This window comes from Candidatus Polarisedimenticolia bacterium (genome assembly GCA_036001465.1).
Lineage (GTDB): Bacteria > Acidobacteriota > Polarisedimenticolia > Gp22-AA2 > Gp22-AA2 > Gp22-AA3.
On sequence record DASYUH010000060.1, the window covers coordinates 118,405 to 125,713 of the forward strand.

8 protein-coding genes are annotated in these 7,309 nt (G+C 68.8%); 4 read left to right on the plus strand and 4 right to left on the minus strand.

Annotation, left to right across the window (positions count from 1 at the left end; translation table 11 throughout):
* Positions 1 to 89: 89 nt before the first annotated feature.
* Positions 90 to 1,580: a PhoPQ-activated pathogenicity-related family protein gene (locus VGV60_12610; protein ID HEV8702107.1), complete on the minus strand. Its 1,491-nt coding sequence runs from the start codon at positions 1,578 to 1,580 to the stop codon at positions 90 to 92.
* A gap of 1 nt (position 1,581) precedes the next feature.
* Positions 1,582 to 2,598, minus strand: a complete 1,017-nt coding sequence (locus VGV60_12615; GenBank protein ID HEV8702108.1) for a CPBP family intramembrane glutamic endopeptidase — start codon at positions 2,596 to 2,598, stop codon at positions 1,582 to 1,584.
* A 73-nt stretch (positions 2,599 to 2,671) separates the two neighbouring features.
* Between VGV60_12615 and VGV60_12620 the strand changes: the two genes are divergently transcribed.
* From VGV60_12620 to VGV60_12635, 4 genes are all read left to right on the plus strand, one after another.
* The gene (locus tag VGV60_12620) at positions 2,672 to 3,328 is read left to right on the plus strand and encodes a CPBP family intramembrane glutamic endopeptidase (GenBank protein HEV8702109.1); all 657 of its coding nucleotides are present in this window, start codon (positions 2,672 to 2,674) and stop codon (positions 3,326 to 3,328) included.
* A 117-nt stretch (positions 3,329 to 3,445) separates the two neighbouring features.
* Positions 3,446 to 3,652, plus strand: coding sequence for a hypothetical protein (locus tag VGV60_12625; protein ID HEV8702110.1), 207 nt, complete (start codon positions 3,446 to 3,448; stop codon positions 3,650 to 3,652).
* A gap of 83 nt (positions 3,653 to 3,735) precedes the next feature.
* Positions 3,736 to 4,551 (plus strand): MerR family transcriptional regulator, encoded by an 816-nt coding sequence (locus VGV60_12630; protein ID HEV8702111.1) that lies wholly within the window; start codon positions 3,736 to 3,738, stop codon positions 4,549 to 4,551.
* Positions 4,552 to 4,563: 12 nt separating this feature from the next.
* Positions 4,564 to 5,838 carry a VWA domain-containing protein gene (locus tag VGV60_12635; GenBank protein ID HEV8702112.1) on the plus strand — a complete coding sequence of 425 codons (1,275 nt, stop codon included), beginning with the start codon at positions 4,564 to 4,566 and terminating at the stop codon, positions 5,836 to 5,838.
* A 96-nt stretch (positions 5,839 to 5,934) separates the two neighbouring features.
* On the opposite strand, the gene VGV60_12640 is transcribed toward VGV60_12635, so the two are convergent.
* A complete protein-coding gene (locus tag VGV60_12640; GenBank protein HEV8702113.1) occupies positions 5,935 to 6,588 on the minus strand; it encodes a hypothetical protein in 654 nt (217 codons plus the stop codon).
* Between the two features lie 83 nt (positions 6,589 to 6,671).
* Positions 6,672 to 7,309 (minus strand): hypothetical protein (locus tag VGV60_12645; protein HEV8702114.1); only part of this gene is annotated, 638 nt, incomplete at its 5' end.

Consider the following 7,309-nt stretch of genomic DNA (forward strand, 5'->3'; position numbering starts at 1 on the left):
CCCCGATGGGCGTTCCTGGTGGATCCTCATAAGGTGAGCACTGGTGGCCTGGCTTGCCGGTTGGCTCCGGGCTTCGCCTGCTGCGGGTCTCAGCGAGAGGAGTCCGCGATCGGAAAGGCGTCGGGCAGGACGCGGACCGCGGTGGTCAGCTTGAGCGGCGGGGCGTCGCCGCCCGCGTACGTCAGCTCGACGAAGAACGCCGTCCAGCCGGAGGCCGGCGCGGTCATGCTCGCTCCGTACTCGCCGTCCGGCTGCGGCGCGAGGACGGTGCTGCGCCAGGCCGGCCCGAGCGTCTCGAGACGGAAGTCGCGCGCCTTGGGGTTCGTGGCCTGCCAGAGCCTGGCCTCGGCCGGAACCTGCGAGCCGCCGGTGCGGACGCGGATCGAGCCGTCCTCCTCGAACGTCCAGGTGAATTCGGGGCGCGGCGTCTCCTTCACGATCGAGCGATAGAAGGCCAGCACGCTCTCGTCCACGTCGGTCTGGCGCATCGAGTGGTCGGCGTTGGGGACGTAGCGCAGGTGCTTCTCGCCCCGCAGGGCGTCGAAGTAGAACTGCGACGAGTCCGGGACGAAGAACTGGTCGCCGGTGGCGTTGATGACGAGCTTGGGCATCGTCAGGCGGGCGCGGTACTCGTACGGGTCGACGATCTCCCGCAGCCGTCGCATCTGCGGCGTGCCGAACCAGTCGGGGACCCCCATCTCGACGTACGACTGGATGGCCGGCGCCCAGAACCCATAGACGTCGTGATGATGCTTGAACGAGGCCTCCACGTTCAGGAGGTCGATCACGATCGGGACGATCCCCACGACGCGCCGGTCGGCGGCGGCCGTGGTCCAGGTGGTCCAGCCCCGCTTCGAGGACCCGGCCACGACGAAGCGCCGGATGCGCGGGCCGCTGCCGCCTCGCTTTTCGAAGTACGCCGAGACGGTGTCCATGGCGCGCACGGCGCTCTTGGTCATCGGCAGCCTCGGCAGCCAGACCGGATCCCCGCCGCGCAGGAACTTGCTCCAGGCGAAGGCGATCAGCCGGTCCTCCTTGCGGGGTCCGCTGGAGTCCCCGGCGAACTGCAGCGGCTCGTTCGGGACCATCCTCAGCTCGGCCACGACGCTGCCGGTGGAGACCGCGATCCGCGCGTAGGTCGATCGGATCTCGGCGGGCAGGGCGTCGTCGTTGCTGCCGCCGCCGATATAGAGCAGCGCGATGTCGCTCGTGACCTTCTCGGGCTCGACGATCGTCAGCCAGTGCCACCAGGTCGTGCGGTCGACGTCCCCGGGGGTGAGCCAGGTCTGGGAGGTCATCTTCAGCACGTGCGCGACACACCCTTCGCCCGAAAGCTCGCGCACCTTCTCCCAGGTGTAGGCGGGGTCAGGGGCGGCGACGTAGCGATCGAGCGGCGTGGCGTCCTGCCGCGCGCCCTCGCGCGCGTCCGGACGGCGCGGTCCGCCGGCGGCGCAGGCCGGAAGGAGCAGGACCGCGACGGCGAGGGCCATTGAGAGTCGGGCCGCGGCGGGATGGGCCGCGGCCTCCAGAGCCGGGATGAGTCGGGCCGCGGCCAGAAGGACCGGCGCTGGGCGTTTCACTTCAGAAGAAGAGTCCCCGGACCACGTCGATGAGAGAGTGCGTGATCGCCGCGGCGGTCACTTTGCCGGTGCGGTTGTAGACGATGCCGTAGGCGATGCCGGCCACCGAAGCGATCGTCACGTAGCGCCAGTCGAACAGCGGATTGTTGTTGACGTGGGTGAACCCGAAGATCACCGAGCTGACGAGAAGCGCCGCCAGGCGCCCCCGGGCGCTCGGCGCGGCGCGCTGCAGCAGATTCTGCAGCAGCCCGCGGAACAGGACTTCCTCGGGCAGGGCGACCATCAGGCTTTTCCCCAGGATCATCGGGATGACGAGAGCCGCATGGGGCAGGTGCGGCCGGAACGGCACGAGGCCGGTCAGGCCCGCGAACACCAGGGCGAGCGGGAAGAACCACGCGAACGCGATCAGCGCCTGAACGACGTCCGGCTTCCGCAGCCGGAGGGTGAACCCGATCCCGCCGATCGGGCGGATCACCAGGAAGCAGAACAGGGCCAGGTTCATCCCGAGGAGCTGGCTGAACGCATGCGTCGGAGAAGGGATGCCGGCATGGGCCGGCTGCCACGCGCGGGCGAGCGCGGACAGCTCGACCGGCAGGTAGAGGAACGCCACGGTGAGCAGATCGAAGCGGTTCGGCCGCTCGCCGCGCTGCGCGGCGAGGCTGGCGAACAGGATGGGGAAGGCAAGATAGGCCGGGATCAGGAGCGATTCCGGTATCCGCAGCCGGCCGGGGCCGAGGCCGTACAGGATGTAGACCGCCAGCAGCATCGCCGGGAAGAGCAGTTCGCTCTTCGCGGTGCGCTCGCGCAGCCACCCCACGTAGTGCTCCGACGTGAACAGAAGGTATGACAGGAGCAGCAGGCCGAAGCTGACCACCGTGGACGACAGGTCGAACAGGCTGACCGGGATCGAGGCGAGGACCAGGAACGCCCCGCAGCTGACGATCAGCGTGACGTAGAGCGCATACCGGATCTCGACCGGGGGGTCTGACATGGAAAACTGCGTCGTCGGATGGGCCATGGTCCTCCCGAGAACAATATTGTGACCGGCGATTCGCTTGCCGCCCACTCAAGATAGGAACATCTTGATGGACATGCAACGACCCGCCGATCTCCGGCCGCTTTTGGAAATCGTGGCGATGTCCGGGCTCCTGATCTCCTACATCTGGGGCTGGGGGAGCACCTTCATGGGGGCCTTCACCCTCTGCGTCATTCTGTATTTCACCATCGGCTTCGCCTCCCATCTGCGGGCCCGGGAGGGCCCGGCCGATCTCGGAATTCGGATCGACAACCTCGGCGCCGCGGCCCTGGACGCCCTCGTGGCGACGCTGGCGATCGGCCTCCTCCTCGCCGGCGCCGGCGCCCTGGCCGGCAGCATGGACTTCCCTCCCCTGGCCCTCTGGCCCCGCACCCTGATGGACGGTGTCATCTGGGGCCTCATGCAGCAGTACGGCCTGCTGTGCATCTTCTACCGTCGCTTCAGCGAGCTCTTTCCCCGGCATCGCGACGCCCCGCTGTGGGCCGCCAGCGCTGTCTTCTCCCTGCTCCACCTGCCGAACCCGTTCCTGACCGTGGCGACTCTCGGGGCCGGGGCCCTCTCCTGCTGGCTCTATCGCCGGAGGCAGAACCTTCTGGTCCTCGGCGTCATGCACGGGCTGGTCTCCTTCCTGATCGTCCACACGCTGACCAGCGGCATCACCATGGGGATGCGCGTCGGACCGGGATACTTCCGCTTCCTGGCGGGACGCTAGCACCCGAGTCAGGCCGCGCCAGCGGCGGTGTCCTGCCGGCGCGCGGCGCAGCGAGATTCCGGCACACCGCGGGACGGCCGGTTCCCCGGTCGTGGCCGATCGGGGCTACGTGCGGATGTGGCACTACGGATTCGATCCGATCAAGGGGGCGCCGCAGGAGCCGCCCACATCAATCGCTGGGGGGATTTCAGCGAGACCTCGGTCGACCCGGCGGACGACCTGACTTTCTGGACCGTGCAGGAATACGCCGAGCCGCAGCTCTCGCCCGACTGTCCAACCGATTTCACGGGTCTGTGGGGCACCTGGTGGGGGCATTTCCGGTGACGCCCCTGCGTCCGTCTTGCTCGGGACCATACACTCCCTAAGTTTCTACTTGACACTGTTACTGTTGACAGTATAATTGGCGCGTGATCGCCAAGCTGCTGAAGCCTTACAGGGAGCGTGAAGACCTGAGTATCGACGACCTGGTCCACCTGGCCGCCGAGGTGGTGCCGCAAGTCGTCTCCGGGCAGTCGAAGCACAAGGTGACCGAAGTGCCGGACGCGCGGACGATTCGCTATTACATCCAGGAGGGGCTCGTCGACCGTCCCGGCGGCTCGGCGGGGCCGGCGGCGGTCTACGGCTACCGGCACCTCCTGCAGATCGTCGCCATCAAGGCGCTGCAAAGCGAGTTCGTTCCGATCCGGGAGATCAAGCGGTCGATCGGCTCGTTGTCCCCGGAGAACCTCGAGGCCCGCCTGGAGGAATGGGCCGCGCGCCGCCCGCGGGAGGCGTCGCCGTTGGACGCGCTGCAGCAGCAGGTGTGGTCCCCGGCGTGGCCCGCGATGGCCCGTGAGGCGCAGAATCCCCCGGACGGTTCCCCAACGGGTCAGCGGGCGGCCGCCCGTCAATACCTCCTCGGGCTGCGCAACCGGCGGGCGGAGGAGGCCAGCCACCAGTCTCTTCCCCGGACCTCGCGCTCCCCGAGCCCCTCGCGCTCATCCCGCCCCGAGGTCGCGTCGGCGGTCACATCGGTGGACGCGTCGGCGACCGGGGCGCGCCCGATCGAGCCGGGGCCGATGGAGATGGCCCCCACGGGGTGGCGCCGCTTCGAGCTCTATCCGGGCATCGAGCTGCACGTCAAGGAGGGCACGGGAGTGCCCGACAGCCCGTCGTTCTTCTCCGTACTCGCCTCCCGCCTGAGGGTGATCCTGGAGCACCTCAGGCAGACGATTTCCAGGTAAGGGAGCGGCACCATGAACGCCAGCCAGCCAACCATCACCATCCTCCCATCCCGTTCGCTCCTGGCCGCCGGTCAGGAGAACCTCCTCGACGTCCTGATCCGCATCGCGGCTCCCCAGCAAGAGCCGCGCTGTGAGCGCCGGCCCCTGAACCTGGGAATCGTCCTCGATCGCAGCGGCAGCATGCAGGGGGAAAAGCTCCGCCACGCCGCCACGGCGGTCGCCTTCGCGGTGCGCAACATGCACGGCGACGACCGGGTCAGCCTGACGGTTTACGACGATGAGGTCCAGACGCTCGTGCCGTCGGCGCCGGTGGCGAAAGCGGGCGCGACCCTCCTGGAGCTCCTGCCGCGCATCCGAGCCGGCCACGCGACGGCGTTGCACGACGGCTGGGTGCAGGGCGGGCTGCAGGTGAGCGAGCATCTCGAGCCCGGTCGTTTGAGCCGGGTGCTTCTGATCAGCGACGGCCTCGCCAACGAAGGCGAGACGCGCACCGAGGTGCTGGTCACGCGCGCCCGCGAGCTGTTCGACAAGGGGGTCAGCACCTCGACGATCGGTGTCGGCACGGACTTCAACGAGGATCTGATGATCCCGATGGCGCGCGACGGAGGGGGCAGCGGCTGGTTCATCGAGTCGCCAGCCGATTTCACCCGCATCTTCCAGGCCGAGCTGCAGGACCTCGCCACGGTGTTCGGTGAGAAGGTGCGCCTGCGCCTCGAGCCGCGCGGCCGGCGTGCCGAGGTCGTCGAGGTGCGGAACGATCTCCAGAGCGACGGCGACGGCTACCTGCTCGGCACGTTGTTCTCGGGCTCGCCGCTGGAGATCGTCGCCCACATCAAGGTGCGGGGTGGCGAGATGGGCCAGCCCGTCGACGTGCTCGATGTCCGGCTGTCGTGGGAGGCCCCGGGAGAGGGGCGGGCGGAGATGCAGCAGCTCTTCCGGATGGAGTGCGACGATCCCGCGAAGGTTGCGGGGCTGCCGGCGAGCGCCGAAGTCAGCCGCGTGGTCGAGCTTCTGAAGTCGGCCCGGCTGCGCCGCCGCGCCGTCGAGCTGATGGACGCCGGCCAGTTCGCGGCCGTGCGCACCCTCCTCCGCGAGCAGCGGGCCCTGTGGCAGGAGATGTCCGCGCGCACCGGCGGCGCGGATGCGCTCCTGGAGGCGCAGGAGATCGACCAGCTGGTCATGGCTGTGGAGTTCGCCGACAGCGACCGGTCATCCCGCAGCTCGGCCCGCAAGTATCTCCAATACCAGGCGCAGGAGCGGCTGGCGCGCTCCCGAAGGCGGACCTAGCTAGCCCAGGGCTCACCCGGCCCGGTCGACCACCCGCGGAGCCGCTCGGTCGGCGGAGGGACCTGGCCGCGCTGGAGCCGCCGCGGCAAGTCGTGTTCAGTGGTGGTCGGGCGGCCCGTGATGTCTCGGCTTCCCCTTGTCTTCGTGCGGCCCCTTCCCCTTCTTGACCTTATCGTAGGGACGACCGTGCTTGTCGGCCACGACGACCGCGATCGACCTCCCCTGGCCGCGGGCCCTGGCCAGCTCGTAGGGGGCCATGTGGGCCGACCGCGCGCCGATCTGCACCTGCACCAGCCCGGCGATGTCGTTGTCGCTCAGCCCTTCACCCCGGCGGTTGTTCCGCCAGTGGCCCCACGCGTTGCCGTAGGGGGGGCCGGGATCGCGATCGATGCCCGCGAACAGGACGTCATACGACACGCCCACCTGGCCGAAGATCGCCGACCACGACAGCCCCTGCGCCCGCAGATCGACGATGAAGGCGGGCGGCCGGCCGCATTCGTGGGCCAGGAAGAGGACCACCGGCAGATCGACCTCGACGTACCGCAGGCGCGGCAGGACCGGCTCGAGGTCGCGCTGGCTGTAGCCGTAATCGCTGACCGCGACGTTCAGGAAGAACTCGTTGTCGTCGTTCACCCGGTCCATGCTGAACAGGAAATCGAAGGAGGTCCGGGCGCGGGCCGTACCCGGCGCGGCGCACAGCACGACCGCCAGGACCATTCCAACGAAGGTGCTCGCACGTCCTCGCATCATGACCTCCTCCTTCCCTTCATGCCCTTCATGGCATGCCATGCCTTCGATAGGATGCCATGCCTGCCCGCTGGGCCGGTCCCCTCTCAGTCGTGCTCGTCCGGCCGGTGATGTCTCGGCCTGTCCCTGTCCCGGTCCCTGTCATCGTCCCAGTCTCGGTCTCTGTGATGCCGGTCATGCCTGCCGCCGCGGTATGGACGACCGTGCTTGTCGGCGACGACGTACGCGATCGACCTTCCCTGGCCACGGTACCGCGCCATCTCGTAGGGCCTCATGCGGCAGGACCGCGCGCCGACCTGCACCTGCACCAGCCCGGCGATGTCCCTGTCGCTCAGCCTGTAGCCCCCGCGGTGCCTCTTCCAGTGGCCCCACGCGTTCCCGTAGGGCGGTCCGGGATCGCGATCGATCCCGGCGAAAAGGACGTCATACGACACGCCGACCCGGTTGAAGATCACCGACCACGACAGGCCCCTGGACCGCAGATCCACGATGTAGCGTGGCGGCCGGCCGCATTCGTGGGCCAGGAACAGGACGACGGGAAGGTCCGCCTCGACATACCGCAGGCGCGGCAGGACCGGCTCGAGATCGCGCCGGCTGTAGCCGTAGTTGTCGACCGCGACGTTCAGGAAGAACTGGTTGTCATTGCTCACGCGGTCCATGCTGAACAGGAAATCGAACGAAGTCGCGGCGCGCGCCGGCCCCGGCATGGCGCACAAGGCGAGCG